This window comes from Frigoribacterium sp. AP1, assembly GCF_056680555.1.
Map to the genome: position 1 here is coordinate 749,292 of NZ_CM155288.1, position 17,129 is coordinate 766,420.

The window sequence follows — 17,129 nt, forward strand, 5'->3', positions numbered from 1 at the left end:
CCCCCTGCGCCGTCCCCCTGTGCGTCCCCGGCGACGCCCGCCCCCGCGCCCCCGTCCCTGCCCCGCCACCCCGCCACCCCGCCACGATGTGAGCACGCCGCCAGGATGTGGTCACGGCGCCATGCCTAGATCTGGCGGTGTGGCCACATCCTGGCGTTCTGCCGTGGCCTGAGCTCGACGTCGAGGTCTCGGAGTGTCCGGGCGAGGGGAAGGCGCAGCGCGACGTCCTCGGCGTCGCATCGACCGATCGCCTTGATCCCACCTGATCGTACGAGACGCCGTTCGCGGGCCTTCTCGGCCTTCACCACCGCCGACGGCACCCGGCCCGCACGCATCGCATCGTCGTCGTACTTGGCCTTGCCGTCGAACTCGAGCGCCGCGTCACCGATCACGAAGTCGCATCGACCGGCCAGCCCCTCGCCGTCGAAGAACTCGACCTGCATCACGGGCTCGGGAGCACCGAGTTCGAGGAGCGCGAGACGACAGAGCGATTCGCCGCCGTTCTCCGCCCACGGAGTGCCGAATGCCGTGACCTGGCGGGCCTTCGAGAGTCCTCGGGTTCCGGGTTCGCCGTCCAGGCGCTCGGACAGCAGGCGGCGCGTGGCGTCGGCCGCCGCGTCCACGCGCGACCGGTGACCGGCGGACGAACGCAGGTCACGTCGCGCGGGGACCGCGAAACACCCCGCCCGGGCCGCGGCGCGCCGGAGCACGGCGTCGACACAGAGCACGCCGTCGGCGAAGGACCCCGTCCTCGACCTGTCGACGGCCGTCCGCGCCTCACTCGTCACCGCGATCCCGTCGACCTCGACCGTGTCACGTGCATCGATCGGGCCCGGGTGCCGCACGACTCGCGCGGTCGCCTGCGTGCGGTCGCGGCCGGGGTCGATCACGTGCACCGGCCCCCACGGCCAGTCGACGCTGGGCAACCCGTGGAGGGCGACGGCCGAGGCGTGCGACACGACGACCCGCGGTGACAGGCCGGCCATCACCGCCTTCGTCGTGAGGACGTGCCGTTCACGTCGGTCGAGACGCGCCCAGTCGGCCGCTTCGACGTAAGCCCCGGGGTGCACCCGATGCAGCAGGCCGCGTTGCGCATCGCGCCTCAGAGCGGTGCCGTGCCTGCTCTGGGAACCGTAGGTCGCGGCGAAGACGAGGGGCGGGAGCGCTGTGGTCACGCCCCCACCCTGTCCGCGCCCTCCGCCCACGGGGCCCGACCCGCGCCTCCCTGTGGACGGCGTCTGCGTGGCCACCCCTGGGCACGAGACACGATCGGTCGCAAAACACCGTGAGATGGTCACAGCACCACGACTAGTCGCGGTGCTGTGACCATCTCGTGGCGGGGTGGGCCGGCGCGGCGGCGCGGTGCCGGGGGCGGCGGCAGCGCAGGAGGCGCGGCGCGGGACTACGCGCCCGTCACCTTCCCGGGGTTGAACACGCGTCCCGGGTCGGCCGAGTCGAACAGCCCCTGCATGACGGCCACGCCCTCGGGCGAGACGTCCTGCGCGAGCCACGGCTGGTGCTCGAGCCCGACGCCGTGGTGGTGCGAGACGGTCGCCCCGGTGTCGATGAACGCCTGCTGGATGGCGTGCTTGACCACGTCGTACTCGGCCTCGGCGTCGTCACCGTGCTCGAAGGCGAAGGTGAAGTACAGGCACGCCCCCGAGTGGTACGAGTGCGACAGGTGGCCCATGATCCAGCCCTGCTTGCCGATGCTGTCGAACGCCTGGTTCGCCGCGGCGTAGACGCGCGACGAGACGAGGCGCAGCTTCGACCAGGGGGCGGCGGTCTCGGAGACGTCCGCCGCGCCTCCGTGGTCCATGAAGAAGTCGCGCAGGTAGGGCGTGTCGAACTTCTTCTGGTCGTAGAGCTTGCCCGGCCCCTTGCCGACGCTCATGCCCTTGTTCGCCTTGACGATCTTGGCGACGGCCTTCTGGGTGTGGGCGACGTGCTCGGGGCTGCCCTCGTAGCCGATGAACGACAGGCACATGGCGTCGACGTCCCAGCCCTTGGCCTTCAGGATCGTCGGCAGCAGGTCGGTGACCTTCTGCGAGATGCCCTTGCCCGGCTTCGAGGTGGCGAACGAGAACGCCGTCTCGTGTGCATCGCTGACGCGGGTGACCGACGGGTGCGCGTCGCTCTCGGCGATGGCCTGCATGGCGGCGAGGCCGTCGTGCCACGACGGGAACAGGTAGGCGAGGATCTCGCGCTTCTCGGGCAGGCGGTGCACCTGGGCGGTGACCTCGGTGATGACGCCGAGACGCCCCTCGCTGCCGATGATCATCTCGCGCAGCGACGGGCCGGTCGACGCGCTCGGCACGGCGCGGATCGAGAGCACGCCCCCGGGGCGCACGACCCGCAGGCCCTTCGTGATGTCGGCGATGTCGCCGTACTTGTCGCTCTGCATGCCCGACGAGCGGGTGGCGACCCAGCCGCCCATGGTCGAGTGCGTGAAGCTGTCCGGGAAGTGGCCGAGGGTCCAGCCGCGGGCGTTCAGCTGCTCTTCGAGGTCGGGGCCCTGGCCACCGGCCTGGATGCGCGCGAGCCCACCGTCTTCGTCGATGTCGAGCACCTTGTCGAGGCGGCCCATGTCGAGCGAGACGACCGTGCGCTCTTCCGCGGGCAGGGGCTCGAGGCTGCCGACGATGTTGCTGCCGCCGCCGAACGGGATGAGCACGACGTCGCTGGCGACGGCCAGGTCGACGATCTGCTGGATCTCGTCCTCGTCGGCCGGGTAGACGACGACGTCGGGCACGCGGTCGAGACGCCCCGCGCGGATGCGGATCAGGTCGCGGATGCTCTTGCCGTAGGTGTGGACGACCCGGTCGTGGTCGTCGGTGACGACCTGGCCGTCGCCCACGATCTGGACGAGCGAGTCGAGCACCTCGGTGCCGGCCCGCGAGGCGGGGACGTCGAGGTCGTCGAACGAGAGGCCCGTGTCGTGACCCTGCGACAGCTCGACGCCCACGATCTTCTTGACGAAGGGGGCGAAGGCGGGCTTGTCGTCGTGGTGGAAGGCGACGCCCTCGACGCCCCAGCCCCACCACTTCATGTGCTTGACGCCGTCGACGGCGGAGCTCTTCTTCTGTTGGACGTCGGTCACGGGCGTTCTCCTTCGAGCGGGTCTGACGGGCCCAGGATGCGGGCGGTGTTGGCGTCCTTCAGACGCAGGATCTCGGTGCGCACGCGCGTCGAGAAGTCGGTGACGGATTCGCCGTCGTGGGGCCGCATCGGGTCGCCGAACGCGACACCGACGGGGAGTCGGCCGGGCCGGGGCCAGCTTCGCCCCCGGGGCTGGGCGATGTTCGCACCGATCAGGGCGAGGGGCACGACCGGCACGCCGCAGGCGGACGCGAGCGCGGCGGCACCGGGCTTGAACGCGGCGACCGTGCCGTCCTTCGAGCGGGTGCCCTCGGGGAACACCAGCACGGGGTAGCCCCGTTGCAGCAGCGACCGAGCACTGACGGTGGGCTGCCCCTGGCGCCCGCGGGCGGCCGCCTTGGCCGCGGCCCGCCGACGGGCGGAGCTCTGCGGCGTCGACCCGGCCGACGCACCGGACGAGGAGGCGCGGGTCGCGTCGACCGCGGAGGCCGGCGTCCCCGAGCCCCGCTGCACCGGGAACGCGTTGAAGAACAGTTCGGTCAGCTGACGGCGCCACGGCACGTCGAAGAAGTAGTCGGCCGCGGCGCCCGTGGCGAGGTAACGCGCCAGTTTGCGGGGCAGGGCGCCGAGGATGAGCGGGGCGTCCAGGTGGCTCGAGTGGTTGGCGACGACGATGAAGCCGCCGGTGAGCCCCTCGACCCGGTCGCGGTCGATGACCGTCACGTCGGTGATCGACCAGATGGTCGGCTTGAGCAGCATGCGCTGCGCGACGTAGCGGGCCATCGCGTGCCGCCGCGAGCTGAAGCGGTCGCGCACGTCGCTGGCCACACCGCCGGCGCGCTGGGCGACGTCACCGGCACGGTGGGCGACGTCGGCGCGGACGTCGTCGACCCGCTGGGCCACGGCGTCGAGGCGGGCGTGCTCGCGGCGCCGCTCCCCGTCGTTCTTCGCGCTCACTGCTCCACCGGCTTGCGGCGGCTCGACGAGATCGCGCCGGACGCGGCGCGGACGGCGCCCTTGGGAGCGTGCCGGACCAATCCCATCAGCACCTTGTACCGAAGCGTGGGCATGGAGATCACCTTGCCTTTGTCGACGTCGCGCAGGCACGCGACGACGAGTTGTTCGGTGCTGAGCCACAGGGCGTTGGGTATGGACGACGACTTTATGCCGGCCCGCTGATGGAACTCCGTCCGCACCCAGCCCGGCAACAGGGCCGTCACGCCCACCCCGGTGCCCTTGAGCTCGACCGAGAGGCCCTCGCTGTACGACGTCACCCACGCCTTGATCGCCGAGTAGCTGCCCATGGCCATCAGGCCCGCGGTGCTCGACACGTTGACGATGCGGCCGCGGCCGCGCTCACGCATGGACCGGGCGGCGGCACCCGAGAGGACGAGCACGGCCCGGCACATGACCTCGAACGCGAGGTCGTGCGCGGCGACGTCGGTGGAGGTCAGCGGGGTGTGCATGCCGAAACCGGCATTGTTCACCAGCAGGTCGACGGGACGGGTCGGATCGGCCAGCCGTTCGGCCACCCGGTCGACGTCGCGACGGTCGCCGAGGTCGGCCGCGAGCACCTCGACGTCACGGCCGAGCGCGCGCAGAGCGGTCGCCGTCTCGTCGAGTCGGGTGAGGTCACGCGCGACCAGGACGATGTCCCAGCCGCGCACGGAGAGTTGGCGGGCGAATTCGGCTCCGATGCCGGACGTGCCCCCGGTGACGAGCGCTACAGCCATGCCGCTTACGATACGGTGCTGAGAGCAGACTGCGCGCATCGAGACCCGTTCGAGGCCCTTCTCGCCTCGTCCATTTCTGCCCCGGAGGTCCACCTGTCATGACGACCAGAGATGCCCCGCGCGCCGACCCCGACTTCGACATCCGCGAGTTCACCAGGACGGCCCAGGGCAACTGGCGCCCCGACCTCGACCTGTCCGGCTTCGGCGACGCGCCCCTCGGCCCCGACGCCCTGCGCCTCGTCCGCCACCTCGGCCGACTCGAGAGCGCCACGATGGAGAACTTGCGCAACCTCCTGGTCACGGCCACCCACAAAGACTCGAGGGTCACCGCGTTCCTCGTGACGTGGGCGTTCGAGAAGTTCTGGCTGGCCGACGCCCTCGACGCCGTCCTCGAGGCCCACGGCGAGCCCCGCAACCGCGACGTGCCCGAGGGGCCGAAGCGGCATGCCGCCTCCGAGGCCGTCGAGCGCCGCGGCCCGATCACCAGGGCCCTCCAGGCCATCACCGTCGGGTCCCCCATCGTCGCCGTCCACACGACGACGGGGGCCGTCGACGAGTGGGTGCTCCGAGAGGCATACGACCGCCTCGACGAGCTCGCGGGACACCCCACGCTGACCACCGTCGTCGAACGCGCCCGGGTCGTGAAGGCCCGCCACGAGCAGTTCTTCGCCAGCGAGGCCGACTGGCGTCTGCGCGACTCGCGCCGCTCGGTGAAGATGACCCGCGCCTCCTTGCTGACGGCCGTCTGGCCGATCGGCGCCGTGGAGCGCGCCGACTCCGAGCGCACCTTCTTCGACGCCACCGTGTTCGGCGGGGCCGAGGGCCACCTGCGCGCCGACCGCGTGGGGGCGCTCGTGGCCGACCTGCCGGGCCTGGACGCCACCGTCGGGGCGGCCGTGACCAGAAAGCTGACCGCATGAGCTCCCTCCCCGGCCTCGCGCTGCCCGACCAGACCCCGGGCGCCACCCGCGTCGACCTCGGCGGCTCGCACGTCCTGCTGACCGGCGGAACCGGTTTCGTCGGCCAGGCGATCCTCGAGCGTCTGCTCTCGTCGCACCCCGGCACGACGGTCACCCTCCTCATCCGACCCAAGGCCGGCACCTCGGCCGAGGGGCGTCTGCGGCACCTGCTGAAGAAGCCGGTCTTCTCGTCGTGGCGCGAGACCGTCGGGCCCGAGGGCGTCGAGAAGGCCCTCGCCGAGCGACTCCGGGTGATCGAGAGCGGTCTCGGCGACCTGCCCGACCTCCCCGGCGACCTCGACGTCGTCATCCACAGCGCGTCGACGGTGTCGTTCGATCCGCCGATCGACCAGGCCTTCGAAACCAACGTCGGCGGAGCGGTCGGGCTGTACGAGGCCCTGCGGAAGACCGGCACCGACCCGCACGTCGTCCACGTGTCGACCGCCTACGTCGGCGGCATCCGCAAGGGCGTGTTCCCCGAGGCGTCGCTCGGCCACACCGTCGACTGGCGCGTCGAACGCGCCGCCGCGGCCGACGCCCGCGCCCGCGTCGAGGCGGCCTCGCGCCAGCCCGAGACGCTGCGGACCTTCCTCGCCCAGGGTCGCGCGGCACACGGCAAGACCGGCCCGCAGGCGGTCGCCGCGGCCGCCGAGGAGGCGCGGGTCGCCTGGGTCAAGGCCCGTCTCGTCGACTACGGGCGCACCCGGGCCGAGACGCTCGGCTGGACCGACGTCTACACGCTGACCAAGGCCTTCGCCGAGCGCGCCGCGGAAGAACTCTGGGCCGAGGCCGGGCACCGTCTGTCGGTGGTCCGACCGGCGATCGTCGAGAGCGCCCACCGGCACCCCTACCCCGGCTGGATCGACGGCTTCAAGGTCGCCGACCCGCTGATCATGTCGTACGCCCGCGGACTGCTGCCCGAGTTCCCCGGTGTGCCCGACAGCGTGCTCGACGTGATCCCGGTCGACTACGTCGTCAACGTCATCCTCGCCGTCGCCGCGAACCCGGTCGAGGCCGGCAGCCCCCAGTACTTCCACGCCAGCTCGGGCGGCAGCAACCCGTTCTCGATCCTGCGCATGTTCGAGAACCTCAAGGCGTTCTTCACGGCGAACCCGCTGCCCCGCGACGAGCACTCGTCGATCGAGGCGCCGCACTGGAACTTCCCGGGCGTGCGCAAGGTCGAGGGCGCCATCCGCACCGCGAACCGCGTCAACGACGTCCGCGAGGCCGTGCTCACCCGACTGCCGAGCACGCTCCGCACCCGCACGGCACTGGCCGGGGTGCAGACCCGTCGGGCCGACCTCGAGTCGCTGCAGAGCCTGACCGACCTCTACCGCCACTACGTGCAGTCCGAGATCATCTTCGACGACCGCCGCACGCGGGCCCTGCACGCCGGACTCCCGTCGGGCTCCCCCGCCGACATCGGCTTCGACGTCACGGACGTCGACTGGGAGGCCTACTTCCAAGAGGTGCACTTCCCGTCGATCACCGCCATGACCCGGGCGTTCTCGGTGCGACCCACCGCGTCGGCCGCCGTCGCCGACACGCGGGCCCTGCCGCGGCGCGACGACGTCGTGGCCGTGTTCGACCTCGAGGGCACGGTGCTCGACAGCAACATCGTCGAGCAGTACCTCTGGGTGCGCTCGGCCGGGTTCCGCAAGGCCGCCTGGCCCGGCGAGGTCGCCAGCCTGCTCACCTCGCTGCCGCGCTACCTGCGGGCAGAGGGTCGCGACCGCGGCGAGTTCATCCGCACGTTCTCGCGGCGGTACGAGGGCATGCCCGTCGCGCGGCTCTCGGGCGTCGTGCGGTCGCGCGGCTACGCCGACACGGTCCTGCGCCACACCCTCCCCGACGCACTCGCCCGCCTCGCCGAGCACCGCGCCGCCGGGCACCGCACCGTGCTGGTCACGGGCTCGATCGACACCTTGACGACTCCCCTGGCGCACCTCTTCGACGACGTCGTCGCCAGCACGATGCACCAGCGCAGCGGCGTCTACACGGGCTACCTCGCACAGCCCCCGCTGGTCGACGAGGCGCGCGCCGCCTGGCTGCGCCAGTACGCCCAGGCGAACGACATCGATCTCTCGGGGTCGTACGGTTATGGTGACTCGTTCGCCGACCTCGCCTGGCTCGAGATGGTCGGGCACCCGAACGCGGTCAACCCCGACAGCAATCTGGCACGCGAGGCGCTCCGAAGAAGGTGGAGCATCCGCGATTGGACTCGCAGCGGCCCCCACGGCAGAAGCGGCACCAGCAGCACCACAGCGAAAGGAGACGGAGGCAGGGTCTGAACCCGCGCCTCCTGACATCACATGGCCTTCGACATCGACAAGTTCGCCGCGACCTCCGAACGACTGAGCTGGGACGACCTCGACCTCGACCACTTCCGCAAGAACCCGCTGTCGGCGGACTCGCTGCGGACGCTGCGCTACATGGCCGACGTCGAATACCACACGGTCTGCTACACCCGTGACCTGCTCACGACTCCTTCTCACAAAGAGAACGAGATGACCACGTTCATGACGATGTGGAACCGAGAAGAGTTCTGGCACGGCGAGGCCCTCGCCGCCATCCTCGAGGTGCACGGCATCACGGTCGACTACGACCAGCTGCGGGCCAACCGCCTCAAGCTCGGCTGGCGTGAGCGCCTCGACCCGGTCAAGCAGGGCCTGCTCGGCAAGATCGTCGGCTCGGACTTCGTCGCCGTCCACATGTCGTGGGGCGCGGCCAACGAGTACTCGGCCGTGTCGGCCTACAAGCGCATGGCCGAGCTCGAGCAGGACCCGGTCCTCGCCGAGTTGCTGAAGCGCATCGCCAAGCAAGAGGCCCGCCACGTCGCGTTCTACGTCTCGCAGGCCCGTGAGCGTCTGCTCGCGAGCAAGAAGGCGCAGAAGCTGACGCGCTTCCTGTTGTCCAAGGTCTGGGCCCCCGTCGGCTCGTCGATCATGGAGGTCGACGACGTCAAGTTCGTCTTCGGCCAGCTGATGAGCGGCGAAGACGGCCGCAAGGCCGCCGTGAAGCTCGACCAGAACATCTCGAACCTGCCGGGCATGAGCGGTCTGACGATCTTCCAGAAGGCCCTCGACGGCCTCGGCATCCGCGCGGACTCGGTCGGCGGCTCCTCCGCCGGTTCGGTCGCCACGGCGTGAAGACGAGCCACCTGAGACACTTCCTCGTCGCGGCCGAGGTGCTGCACTTCCCGGTCGCGGCCGACAAGCTCGGCATCTCGCGGCAGAAGCTCGAGTCGTCGATCGAGGCGCTCGAACTCGAGTTCGGTGCGAAGCTGTTCGACCGCGACGCCACGCCCTACCGGCTGACCAAGGCCGGCAAGGCGGCGCTGGTCGTCGCCGAGGACGAGTTGGCGAGCCCGTCCACCCCGACGCCGCCGCCACCCCCGCCGGCCGGCGGCAAGGCCAAGGCGTCCAAGGGCAAGGGCCGCACTCCCGCCGTCAAGGGTCAGCCCAAACCGTTCAAGAAGCGCCAAGGCCGTTAGCCGAGCCCGCGGCGGGCCGCCCGCCCGCCACCGCATCACACGGCACCACACCACGAAGTGGACTCTGCACCGCGTTTTGTCGTGGCGCGGTGTCCATTTCGTGGCGCGGTGTCCACTTCGTGGTGGGGAGGGCACCTCGCGGCCCGGCGTTCAACTCGTGGCGGCGTCGGACCCGGCCGTGGCGAACCAGTCGGCGTAGCGCGTGTTCCGTGCCATGCGGCGGGTCTCGTCGGGGGCGTCGTCGTCCCACCACACCGGTCCGCGTTCGCCGAGCGACGTCTTGGCGGCGTCGACCCGGGCCCGGGCGTCCTCGACGGCGGCAGCGTCGTCCGCGGCCAGCGCCGTCTTCTTCGCGCGCCGCGCCTCCATCAGCTCGTGGACCAAGGAGGCGCGGGTCGCCTCGTCGAGGCGTGGATCGGTCCGGCGCCACAGCCGGCCGCGCACCACGAGGTAGCGGCCGTCGGGCGTGACCAGCGGTTCGGCGCTCATGGTGCGACTCGATGACGCTGCACGAGGGAATGCAGGAGGGGAAAGCTTCGGGTCACGGTCTGCCAGAGGGTCTCGCGATCGAGGCGGTCGTAGTGATGCACGACGAAGTCACGGTTCTTGGCGGCCAGTGAGAACTCGACCTCATGGAACCGCTGGCCGTCGTACGCGACCAAGCGTTTGCTCAGGTCACCGACCCGGTTGGCCAGTGCCTCGAACGCCAACGGAAGCGCCGGGTCGCCGTCGAACGCCTCGCGCCCCCGGGACACGAGCTCGGCCGAGGCCGTCAGGGCCGCGTCGAGGTCGGCCAGCCAGCGTTCGGCGCGGTCGGGAGAGGAGATCACACGGGCACCGCTTGCGCCAGGATCTCGCGGTCGGTCTCGGGGTCGAGCGCCCGCCGGGACACGACGTCGACCTGACGCTGGAACACGGCTTCCATGTCGAGTTCGAACTGGGCGAAGTCGAAGTAGGTCGCCTCGGCCCCCGGGTCGACCAGGAGGTCGATGTCACTGTCGTCGGTCTCGGTCCCCCGAGCGACCGACCCGAAGACGCTCACGGCGTCGATGTGGCTCAGGCCAGCCAGGCGCCGCACGAGACCGGCACGCGAGGTGATCTCGTCCAGCACCGAGGCGACCGCGCGACCCGACGTCGGGCGCTCGGACATCTCGAGGAAGCGGCTCCACGGCACGATGACGACCTCGGGGCGTCGGTGGGGACCCACAGCGACGGCAGGGCGGTCGGGGTCGAGCCGGAAGTCTCGCATGAGACGACTGAGGCCACTGCGGGCGTCGGCCACGGCGAGGACGTCCGAGCTTCCGATGGAGGTCTCCATGACGACGAGACTAGCGCGGAGCGCCACGTCGTGTACATCTTTCTGTACATCCAACGTCACGCCCGCGCGACGGCCTGCTTCGCGAGCTCGCGCTGCACGCTGAGGGCGAGCTCGCGGAGCATGACGAGGTCGACGCTCTCGACCGTCCGGGGTTCGGGGTCGGCGACGCAGAGAGCACCGATGCGGACGCCGTCGGGGCTCTCGACCGGATAGCCGGCGTAGAACCGGGCCGGCGCCTCGACGCCGAAGCGTTCGTCGGCCCAGGCGTCCTCGACGACGAACGGCTGGCCGCCGGCGACCGTGTGGGCGCAGAACGACAGGGCCATGGGCATCTCGCGGTCACCGCCCCCGGCGAGGGCCTTGTTCCAGTGTCGGTCGGCGGTGACGAGCGAGAACGCGGCCCCGCTCGCGCCGAGCAGGGTCCGAGCCCGTTCGACGATGTCGTCGAAGCGTTCCTCGGGGTCGGTGTCGAGGAGGCCGAGGGCCCTGATCGCCTCGACGCGGTCGACCTCGGCCTGCGGGGCGTGCCGACGCGCCCGCGCCACGCCGCCGCCGGCCGACATCTGCGCGTCGAGCATGGGCGCGAGCATCCCGGCCTGCGCCTCGCCCCAGCGGGCGTACTTGGCGATCAGCTGGTCCCGGTCGTCGTGGCCCGAGAGCGGCGACGGGGGCATGAGCACGTGCACCCGGGGATGCGTCGAGCAGACGTCGTGGATGATCGCGTTCATCTCGGCCGCGTGGCGGTCGACGAGGCCACCGCCGGCGATGTGGAACACGGTCACCTCGCTGGGCGCCTGGACGCCCGTGACGAGCACGGGGCTGCTCGCGCCTCCGGTCTCGGTCTCGATGTGCACGAGCAGGTCGACGAACGCCCGCCGCCACTTCGTGACGTCGGTCATCTCGAGGGCGTCGTTGATGCCGGTCACCACGACCACGGCGTCGTAGCGCGTGAGGTCGCGGTCCCCGAGCACCCGCCGGGCGTCCGCCGTCCGCATGGCGGGGTCGGCCACGACGTCGACGTCGACCCCACGGCCGGTGGCCTGCGAGACCGCCCGCGCGAGATGGCCCGCGAGCCCCAGGTCGTGGCTGCGGACGCCCCACCCGACGGCGGGCCCGCTGCCGAACAGCAGCACGCGATCGGGGTTGACGCCGGGGGCGTGCGCCCGCGCGACGCCCTCGGGCCGGGGCAGCCCGAGGCGTCGGTCGAACCAGCGGTTGCGCTGTCGGATCAGCCCGCGCACGAGCGGGCTCACGAAACGGTTCATGCCGGGTTCCTCCCACAGCGGTGGCCTGATCGACGAGGGCTCCGCGTGGTGAGGGCCGAGCGGTGTCCCTCAATGGTCTCGTCCCGACGCCGGGCCGGGACAGCCCCAGGTCGGGGGCCGACGGACGAACGCACCCGTCAGGTCGAGCGCGGAGCGTCCGACGCCTGCGGCGGCTGCGCGAGCAGCTCGGCGAGGTCCACCTCGACGAGATCACGGAGGCGCTGGTCGCGTTCGTCGGGATACGCCGGGTCGACCGCCTCGACCGCCGACACCTTCGTGACGATCACGGCTCCGACGTCGCCCCAGGCGCGATCCACCGCCGCCGCGACGATCCCGCCCACGAAGTCGTCGTCGGACTGCAGTTCGTCCAGCCGCTCGGCCACGGCCGTGTAGGTCTTCTCCCGGAACCACAGGGTGTCGTCGTCACCGCGCCGGTAGTCGTGCTGGTGTCGCGACCGCCCCTTGGCCTTGAGGGCCTTCGCCCGTTCGCCGCCGATGCGTTCGTTCTGCTCGCGTTGTTCCGCCGCCAGGCGACCGAGGACGGTCCGCACGGCCTCGCGGGTGCGCTCGTGGTCGAAGTGCTCGTCGTCGCGGAGGGCACGGATGACGATCGAGTTGGCCACCGAGACCACGGCGGCCGCACGCGAGATGAGGACACCCTCGGCGACCGCCCGCTCGAGGGCCGCGGGATCGGGCGTCGCGGGTTCCGAGGGGGTCTTGCGCGTCTTGCCGAGCTTCACCGCGCCTCCTTCTCGACCGGATGGGCGCCGGAGCGCCGGGGACGGACCGACGACGGCCCGACGTCCCATTAAAGACCCGCGGCGGGGTCCGTCGCCCCGGAACGGGACGACCGACCCCGCCGCGACGGAGGACGACGGATCAGGCCGTGGCGGCCAGGGCCGTCGAGGTCTCGCGGACGAAGTCCTCGAGGTCGTCGGGGTCACGCGACGTGACGAGCGTGAAGCCCTGCTCGACGTCGGTCACGACCGAGCGGTCCACCCACGTGCCGCCGGCGTTGCGGACGTCGGTCTGCAACGAGGCGAAGGAGGTCAGTTCCTTGCCCGTGACGAGGCCCGCCTCGATGAGCGCCCACGGGCCGTGGCAGATGGCCGCGATCGGCTTGCCGGCCGCGGCGAAGGCCTTGACCAGGTCGACGGCGTCGCTCTCGGTGCGCAGGGTGTCGGCGTTGATGGTGCCGCCGGGCACGAGCAGGAGGTCGTGGTCGGCGGCGTCGACCTCGGCGATGGTCGTGTCGGGGCGGACGGTCTGACCCGGGTCCTTGTCGCCGACGAGCGTCTCGATCGGCTCGGTGGAGACGCCGGCGACGACGACGGTGGCGCCCTGCTCGCGCAGCCTCGCGACGGGGACGACGAGTTCGTCCTGCTCGACGCCGTAGTTGGTGACGATCGCGAGAACGCGGCGTCCGGTGAGTTCGGTGCTTGCCATGGTGATGCTCCTCTCGGGGCCCCTCGCGGGCCCGGTGTGCGACCGCTCCCGTCTACGCGGGCGGGCTGGGTCGCGGCTGGTGCGACGTACCCCACCCGCGCCTCCTCGTCCGGGCCGACACCGGCTCAGCTGGCCAGCAGCGCCCTGGCGGTGCCCTCGTCGAGGATCAGGTCGGTGACCAGGCCCGCGGCCAGGGCACCGCGGACGCTGACGACCTTGGCCTCGCCGGCGACGACGCAGACGCGACGCGGCGTGCGCCGGATGGTCGCCAGGTCGGGCCCCGTGGCGCGCTGGTTGAGCTCGATGTCGGCCGACGAGCCGTCCTCGCGGAAGAACACGGTCGCGACGTCGCCCACCACGTGGTCGTGGCCGAGGCTGTCGTGGTCGCTCTGCTCGAGGTACCCGCCCGAGTAGACGTGGCTCGGCACGTGCGCCTCGCGCGAGCCGACGCCGAAGACGACGAGGTCCATGGCGCCCTGCAACGAGAGGACGCGTCGGGTGCTGCGTTCCCGCCACAGGGCCCGCTTGGTCGCCGGGTCGTCGAAGAACGCCGGCACGGGGAACTGCTGGATCAGGGCGCCGTACGCGTGACCGAACCGCCGCAGGATCTCGCTGGCGTACTCGATGCCCGTCGTCCGGGTGTTCGCCGCACCGTTCAGCTGGACGAAGACGGTGTTGTGCGTGGCCTTGGGCACCAGGTACCGGCTGACCGCGCTGACGGTGGAACCCCAGGCGACGCCGACGACCATGTTCGAGTCGACGTACTGCGTGAGCGTTCGTGCAGCCGAGAGCGCGACCCGGTCGAGCCGGTCGACGTCGCTCGTCTGGTCGGGCACCGGGACGACGTGGGCGACGACACCGAACCGCCGGTGCAGCCCCTCGCCCACGGCCGTCGGCTGGTCGAGCGGCGACTTGATCTGGATGTCGACGAGGCCCGTCTCGCGGGCCGACTTCAGGAGGCGCGAGACCGACGAGCGGGACGTCTGCAGTTCGTGCGCGATCGCCTCCATCGTGAGGTCCTGCATGTAGTACAGGTGCGCGGCACGCAGCGCCTCCTGCGTGCGTTCGGACGTGTCGCCAGCGACCAACGGGACCTCCTTGCACGTTCGTGCAGATCCGTTGCACCGTGTGTGCATCGGGACGACGATGAATCTACCGGCCCGCAGGACGAGTCGGTCACCATCACCTGACATCGCATCTCGAAAGAAGCAGTGACCATGTCGAAGAAGACAGACTCGATCCGTCCCAACGTGCAGCGCATCGTCGACCGCCCGACGGCACAGGTGCTCGTCGTCGGCGGTGGCATCAACGGCATCGCGACCTTCCGCGACCTCGCCCTCCAGGGCGTCGACGTCGTGCTCGTCGAACGTGCCGACTACGCGTCGGGCGCGTCCGCCGCCTCGTCGCACATGATCCACGGCGGCATCCGCTACCTCGAGAACGGCGAGTTCCGCCTCGTCCGCGAGAGCGTCGAGGAGCGCAACGGTCTGCTGAAGATCGCCCCTCACTACGTCAAGCCGCTGCAGACGACGATGCCGATCTTCTCGACTTTCAGCGGCATCATGAACGCCCCGCTGCGCATGCTGACGCACAAGCAGCGCTCCACCAAGGAGCGCGGCGCGCTGCTGATCAAGGTCGGCATGACGATGTACGACTCGTTCTCGCGCGACGGCGGCTCGGTGCCGCGTCACAAGTTCCTCGGTCGCAAGAAGGCCCTCGCCGAGATGCCGCACCTCAACAAGGCGCTCAAGTACACGGGCACCTACTACGACGCGTCGGTGCACGAGCCCGAGCGTCTCGCGCTCGACGTGCTGAAGGACGGCCTGGCCGCCGGCGACAACGCCCGCAGCGCCAACTACCTGGAGGCCGTCGGCACCGCCGACGGCGGCGTGACCCTGCGCGACGTCGTCACCGGCACCGAGTTCACGGTGAAGGCCGACGTCGTCATCAACGCCTCAGGCCCCTGGACCGACCTCACCAACAAGGCCTTCGGCGCCGAGTCGCAGTACATGGGCGGCACCAAGGGATCGCACATCGTCGTCGACAGCCCCGAGCTGCTCGAGGCCACGAACGGTCGCGAGATCTTCTTCGAGAACAACGACGGCCGCATCGTCCTGATCTACCCGCTCAAGGGGCGCGTGCTCATCGGCACCACCGACCTCGAGGCCGACATGGCCGAGCCTGCGGTCTGCACCGAGGAAGAGGTCGACTACTTCTTCGACCTGGTCAAGCACGTCTACCCCGACATCGAGCTCGACCGTGGCCACATCGTCTACCGCTACTCGGGCGTCCGCCCGTTGCCGAAGCACGACGACCTCGCCGCCGGCTTCGTGTCGCGCGACTACCGCATCGTCGAGACCGAGGTCGCCGAGCTGCCCGGAACGACCGTCCTCAGCCTCGTCGGCGGGAAGTGGACCACGTTCCGCGCCCTGTCGGCCCACCTCTCGACCGAGGCGACGACGAAGCTCGGCGTGGGGCGGTCGGTCGACACGACGGGCATGGCGATCGGCGGCGGCAAGGGCTTCCCGACCACCGACGGCGCCCGCACCACCTGGATCGCGGCCCACGCCGACGGGCTCGACCGCGATCAGGTCGACCGTCTGCTGACCCGGTACGGCACCCGCGCCTCCGACGTCATCGAGGTGCTGCTCGACCAGCCGTCGCAGGCCCTCGAGGCCGACTCGACGCTGACGACGGCCGAGATCGCCTACTTCGCCGAGCACGAGGACGCCGTCCACCTGGCCGACGTCGTGCTGCGCCGCACGAACCTCGCGTTCGTCGGCGGTGTCACCATCGAGTTGCTCACCGAGATCGCCGACGTCATGGCCGGCTCGCTCGGCTGGACGACCGAGCAGCGCGACGACGAGATCGAGCAGACCCTGACGACCCTGCGCGACGCGCACGGGGTCGACGTCGCCTCGCAGCACGTGCCCGCAGCGACCCCCACCGCCGCGAAGTAACCGCACCGACCCGAGTCACGAAGCCCCGCCCCCGTCATGGAGGCGGGGCTTCGTCGTCCCTGGCACCCGATCGGTCCACTGGAATTGACATGTGAACTTCGCTGCCCAACGGGCAAAATGCGACGTTTTCGTATTAGGATGCTGGCCGGGCACCCGCCCGTGAGGATCTAGGAGGCCGCATGCCGATTCCCGTCACTCCCCCCGCCGCCGAGCGACAACTGCTGCGCGACACGGTCCGCAGCCGCATCCGCGACGCGATCATCGACGGAACGCTCGAGCCCGGCGAACGCCTGCACGACGACGAGCTGATCGCCTGGCTGCAGGTGTCGCGCACACCGATCCGCGAGGCCCTCGGCGACCTCGTACGCGCCGGCCTGGTCGAGATGGCCCCGAACCGCTACACGAAGGTCGCGACGCCGAAGGCCGAAGAGGCCGTCGAGGCGGTCCAGACCCTCGGCGTGCTCTTCGGCGGGGCGGTCCGCCTGGCCGTCCCCAACCTGCCGGCCGCCGTCAAGCGAGAGATCGTCCGGGCGATCGACGTCTGCCTCGCCGACCTCGACCGCGAAGACGGCCCGGCCCTCAACGCCCACGCCGTCGCGCTCTTCTCGACCTACGTCGACCACTGCGGCAATCCGGCACTGGTCAAGGTCTGTACGGACGTCACCGACGGTCTCGCCTACAAACTGCGCGTGCCCAACATCGTGCAGGTGCTGCACTGGGACTCGATGGCCGACTCGTTCGTCGCCCTGCGCGAGGCGACCGAGGCCGGCGACCCCATCGCGGCCGAACTCGCCGCCGAAGACCTCCACGCCCTGCCCGGGCACCGCCCCGTCGCCTGAGCCGACGAACCCGACGA

At 71.0% G+C, this 17,129-nt stretch carries 17 protein-coding genes; 6 read left to right on the plus strand and 11 right to left on the minus strand.

The genetic code is table 11. The features are described from left to right. Nucleotides 1-125 precede the first annotated feature (125 nt). The 4 genes from AC1MBW_RS03600 to AC1MBW_RS03615 form a co-directional block, all read right to left on the minus strand. Nucleotides 126-1,175: a hypothetical protein gene (locus tag AC1MBW_RS03600; protein ID WP_054147163.1), complete on the minus strand. Its 1,050-nt coding sequence runs from the start codon at nt 1,173-1,175 to the stop codon at nt 126-128. Between the two features lie 227 nt (nt 1,176-1,402). After that, nucleotides 1,403-3,100, minus strand: coding sequence for an FAD-binding oxidoreductase (locus AC1MBW_RS03605; protein WP_369825287.1), 1,698 nt, complete (start codon nt 3,098-3,100; stop codon nt 1,403-1,405). Continuing rightward, the gene (locus tag AC1MBW_RS03610) at nt 3,097-4,056 is read right to left on the minus strand and encodes a lysophospholipid acyltransferase family protein (RefSeq protein ID WP_480025478.1); all 960 of its coding nucleotides are present in this window, start codon (nt 4,054-4,056) and stop codon (nt 3,097-3,099) included. Before AC1MBW_RS03610 ends, AC1MBW_RS03605 begins: the two co-directional genes overlap by 4 nt. Further along, nucleotides 4,053-4,832 (minus strand): SDR family NAD(P)-dependent oxidoreductase, encoded by a 780-nt coding sequence (locus AC1MBW_RS03615; protein ID WP_054147162.1) that lies wholly within the window; start codon nt 4,830-4,832, stop codon nt 4,053-4,055. The genes AC1MBW_RS03610 and AC1MBW_RS03615 overlap by 4 nt, the downstream gene beginning before the upstream one ends. 98 nt (nt 4,833-4,930) lie before the next feature. On the opposite strand from AC1MBW_RS03615, the gene AC1MBW_RS03620 reads away from it, so the two are divergent. The 4 genes from AC1MBW_RS03620 to AC1MBW_RS03635 are packed head-to-tail and all read left to right on the plus strand — an operon-like array spanning nt 4,931 to nt 9,284. Next, nucleotides 4,931-5,752, plus strand: coding sequence for a hypothetical protein (locus AC1MBW_RS03620; RefSeq protein WP_480025479.1), 822 nt, complete (start codon nt 4,931-4,933; stop codon nt 5,750-5,752). Next, nucleotides 5,749-8,082: an SDR family oxidoreductase gene (locus AC1MBW_RS03625; protein ID WP_082383568.1), complete on the plus strand. Its 2,334-nt coding sequence runs from the start codon at nt 5,749-5,751 to the stop codon at nt 8,080-8,082. The genes AC1MBW_RS03620 and AC1MBW_RS03625 overlap by 4 nt, the downstream gene beginning before the upstream one ends. A 21-nt stretch (nt 8,083-8,103) precedes the next feature. After that, complete coding sequence (locus tag AC1MBW_RS03630; protein WP_043595701.1) at nt 8,104-8,940, plus strand: ferritin family protein; 837 nt, start codon at nt 8,104-8,106, stop codon at nt 8,938-8,940. Next, nucleotides 8,937-9,284 (plus strand): LysR family transcriptional regulator, encoded by a 348-nt coding sequence (locus AC1MBW_RS03635; protein WP_480025480.1) that lies wholly within the window; start codon nt 8,937-8,939, stop codon nt 9,282-9,284. Before AC1MBW_RS03630 ends, AC1MBW_RS03635 begins: the two co-directional genes overlap by 4 nt. A 150-nt stretch (nt 9,285-9,434) precedes the next feature. On the opposite strand, the gene AC1MBW_RS03640 is transcribed toward AC1MBW_RS03635, so the two are convergent. The 7 genes from AC1MBW_RS03640 to AC1MBW_RS03670 form a co-directional block, all read right to left on the minus strand. Further along, nucleotides 9,435-9,773, minus strand: coding sequence for a biopolymer transporter Tol (locus AC1MBW_RS03640; protein WP_480025481.1), 339 nt, complete (start codon nt 9,771-9,773; stop codon nt 9,435-9,437). Continuing rightward, the gene (locus tag AC1MBW_RS03645) at nt 9,770-10,114 is read right to left on the minus strand and encodes a HepT-like ribonuclease domain-containing protein (RefSeq protein ID WP_054147157.1); all 345 of its coding nucleotides are present in this window, start codon (nt 10,112-10,114) and stop codon (nt 9,770-9,772) included. Before AC1MBW_RS03645 ends, AC1MBW_RS03640 begins: the two co-directional genes overlap by 4 nt. Continuing rightward, nucleotides 10,111-10,602 carry a nucleotidyltransferase family protein gene (locus AC1MBW_RS03650; RefSeq protein ID WP_054147156.1) on the minus strand — a complete coding sequence of 164 codons (492 nt, stop codon included), beginning with the start codon at nt 10,600-10,602 and terminating at the stop codon, nt 10,111-10,113. The genes AC1MBW_RS03645 and AC1MBW_RS03650 overlap by 4 nt, the downstream gene beginning before the upstream one ends. Nucleotides 10,603-10,658: 56 nt before the next feature. Next, on the minus strand, nt 10,659-11,867 hold the full coding sequence (locus tag AC1MBW_RS03655) for a GAF domain-containing protein (protein WP_480025482.1): 1,209 nt from the start codon (nt 11,865-11,867) through the stop codon (nt 10,659-10,661). Between the two features lie 137 nt (nt 11,868-12,004). After that, nucleotides 12,005-12,607 carry a hypothetical protein gene (locus AC1MBW_RS03660; protein WP_054147154.1) on the minus strand — a complete coding sequence of 201 codons (603 nt, stop codon included), beginning with the start codon at nt 12,605-12,607 and terminating at the stop codon, nt 12,005-12,007. 139 nt (nt 12,608-12,746) lie between these two features. After that, nucleotides 12,747-13,313, minus strand: coding sequence for a type 1 glutamine amidotransferase domain-containing protein (locus tag AC1MBW_RS03665; protein ID WP_480025483.1), 567 nt, complete (start codon nt 13,311-13,313; stop codon nt 12,747-12,749). 125 nt (nt 13,314-13,438) lie between these two features. After that, entirely contained in the window at nt 13,439-14,338 is a 900-nt protein-coding gene (locus tag AC1MBW_RS03670; protein ID WP_235477807.1) for a sugar-binding transcriptional regulator, read from the minus strand. Nucleotides 14,339-14,530: 192 nt separating this feature from the next. On the opposite strand from AC1MBW_RS03670, the gene AC1MBW_RS03675 reads away from it, so the two are divergent. Next, on the plus strand, nt 14,531-16,273 hold the full coding sequence (locus AC1MBW_RS03675) for a glycerol-3-phosphate dehydrogenase/oxidase (RefSeq protein WP_480025484.1): 1,743 nt from the start codon (nt 14,531-14,533) through the stop codon (nt 16,271-16,273). Nucleotides 16,274-16,452: 179 nt separating this feature from the next. Then, nucleotides 16,453-17,112, plus strand: a complete 660-nt coding sequence (locus AC1MBW_RS03680; RefSeq protein WP_054147150.1) for a GntR family transcriptional regulator — start codon at nt 16,453-16,455, stop codon at nt 17,110-17,112. The last annotated feature ends 17 nt before the right edge of the window (nt 17,113-17,129 follow it).